This window comes from Mesorhizobium sp. M2C.T.Ca.TU.002.02.1.1 (genome assembly GCF_003997225.1).
In genome coordinates, this window is the sequence record NZ_RZTO01000974.1 from 1 (window position 1) to 2,074 (window position 2,074).

A 2,074-nucleotide genomic window follows, 5' to 3' on the forward strand; every position below is an offset into this window, starting at 1 on the left:
CCTTCGTGGCGATAGCCGATCCCAATCGGCGCTATCTTTTGGAAGAACTCCGGCGCGGCCCGAAGACGGTGAACGAACTGGCGGCCGGGTTGCCCGTCTCGCGCCCGGCGGTTTCTCAGCACCTCAAGGTCCTGCTCGACGCCGGCCTGGTCAATGCCAAGGCCGAAGGCACAAGGCGCGTCTACGCCGTCAGCAGCGCCGGCTTCCTCAGGCTCAACATCTGGCTCGACCAGTTCTGGGAAACAGCGCCGGGGGAATAGTTTTTGGCCATCGATGCATGTCGCTCGGAACCGCAGTGCTTCTGAGACATGCATCGAACAAAAGCGCGATACGCTTTGACTGGGGCGTCAGGTCGCAAGCTCCAGTGCTGCCCCAAGCGCATCGAGCAATTCGCCGGTGCCATGCTCGCGGGTGGCCGGCGTATCGATGCCGTCGAAGAAGGCGCCCTGTTCCGTCAGAATCAGCCGCGTGCCGCTGCCTTCCGGGATGAGTTCGATCGTCGCGAGCGACACCGAGACCCGGGTTTCGCCGAACAGCAATTCGTAGCTGTAGACGATGCGCCGGTTGGGCACGATGTCCTGATAGACCGCGTTGTAGAAATGCATCTGTCCGTCGCTAGGACACCCGGCATTCACCTCCTTGCCGCCGACACGAAAATCCATCTCATGCCGGCTGGGCATCGGGTTGTCGGGATCGACGAACCAGCGCTTCTTCGCCGCGGGATCGCTCAACGCGAAATAGACCTTCTCGGGCGCCGCCGGATAGACGCGCTCGATGACGAAGGTGGAATGGACGACGGATCGTTCGGTCATGACGGGACCCTTCAGCTTTCATCCTTGGTTTCGGCGAGGAAATCGCCGAGGCGGTCGAGCCGGCGCTCCCAGGCGAGCCGCCGCTCGTTGATCCAGTGCTCGGCGGCCCGGAGCGCCTGCGGCTCTATCCGGCAGGTCCGCACCCGGCCAAGCTTTTCGGTCCTGACCAGGCCGCTTGCCTCGAGCACATTGAGATGCTGCACGACGGCCGACAATGACATCGCCAGCGGTTCGGCCAGTTGGCTGACCGATGCCGGCCCGCGCGACAGACGGTCCACCATCTGGCGCCGCGCCGGATCGGCAAGCGCCTGGAACATCAGGTCGAGCTGGGCGGGATCGTGCAGCATCGCGCTCTAGCCGTTGTTGTAGGGGAAGAATTTGAAATAAGGTCCCGCCTCCTCGATGACGCGGGCGAAGGAGGGACGCGCGAGCAGCCGGTCGTGATAGCGTTTCACGGCCGGGAATTTGTCGCCGAACGGCTCGACCTTGTTGGCGTAGAACAGCGCCGGCGCGGCGGCGCAGTCGGCCATGGTGAAGGTCTCGCCCACCGCCCAGGTCTTGTCCTGCATCTCCTCTTCCATGATGGCGTAGGAATTGCGCAGTTGCGCCCGAGCCTCCTCGACGCCGAACGGATCGGTCTCGTCCTTTGGCCGCAGGCGGTCGCCGACGATCTTCTGCATCGGATGCTGCACGTAGAAATCATAGAAGCGATCGGCCTGGCGGACCTGCAGGGCGAGGTCGACATCGGCGGGAACGAACTCGACCGGCCCTGGATAATGCGCGGCGAGATACTCGACGACGATGGTCGATTCCAGCACCGTCCGGTCCCGGGCGTCGTCACGCAGCGCCGGCATCTTGCCGGTCGGCGACACCTTCAGGAAGGCGGCGCGGGAAGCCTCGTCGCCGAGGTCGACGATGACCGGCTCGAACGGCGTGCCGTTCTCGTAGAACGCGATCAGCGGCTTCCAGCAGAAGGAGGCCAGCGGGTGGAAATGGAATGTCAGGGGCATTCTCGCTCTCTTTCGCATTCGGGCATCGGACAATACTGAAGTCATTACTTAACTATTTTCTCAGGCCAGTTAAGTCAAGCCGGCGCCGCCACGCCTAGCATCCCGACGCAGGGGTTTTGTCGAAGCGGCCCGAACCTCGTCATTCTATGGCGGAGCAAGGAGCGAAGCGACGCGGCGCAGACCATAGAATCCATGCCGTGACTTGGGAGCGTTACTGCGGTGCAGAATTCTGCTCCGTTGCACGCCTTGGCG

General features: G+C 63.2%; 4 protein-coding genes. 1 reads left to right on the forward strand and 3 read right to left on the reverse strand.

Features of this window, described 5'->3' with window-relative positions; translation table 11 throughout:
* The coding region (locus EOD07_RS32190; RefSeq protein WP_245470574.1) for a metalloregulator ArsR/SmtB family transcription factor at positions 1 to 260 on the forward strand (260 nt) is incomplete at its 5' end.
* 87 nt (positions 261 to 347) lie between these two features.
* Here EOD07_RS32190 and EOD07_RS32195 read toward each other — a convergent pair.
* The 3 genes from EOD07_RS32195 to EOD07_RS32205 are packed head-to-tail and all read right to left on the reverse strand — an operon-like array spanning position 348 to position 1,822.
* Positions 348 to 812, reverse strand: coding sequence for an SRPBCC family protein (locus EOD07_RS32195; RefSeq protein WP_127238126.1), 465 nt, complete (start codon positions 810 to 812; stop codon positions 348 to 350).
* Positions 813 to 823: 11 nt separating this feature from the next.
* Positions 824 to 1,159: a metalloregulator ArsR/SmtB family transcription factor gene (locus EOD07_RS32200; protein WP_040985213.1), complete on the reverse strand. Its 336-nt coding sequence runs from the start codon at positions 1,157 to 1,159 to the stop codon at positions 824 to 826.
* Positions 1,160 to 1,165: 6 nt separating this feature from the next.
* Entirely contained in the window at positions 1,166 to 1,822 is a 657-nt protein-coding gene (locus EOD07_RS32205; RefSeq protein ID WP_127238127.1) for a glutathione S-transferase family protein, read from the reverse strand.
* Between the last annotated feature and the right edge of the window lie 252 nt (positions 1,823 to 2,074).

Excerpts from the sequence above, each read along its gene's own strand:
- EOD07_RS32195 (WP_127238126.1), bottom strand. The coding sequence starts at position 812 with ATGACCGAACGATCCGTCGTCCATTCCACCTTCGTCATCGAGCGCGTC.
- EOD07_RS32200 (WP_040985213.1), bottom strand. The coding sequence starts at position 1,159 with ATGCTGCACGATCCCGCCCAGCTCGACCTGATGTTCCAGGCGCTTGCC.
- EOD07_RS32205 (WP_127238127.1), bottom strand. The coding sequence starts at position 1,822 with ATGCCCCTGACATTCCATTTCCACCCGCTGGCCTCCTTCTGCTGGAAG.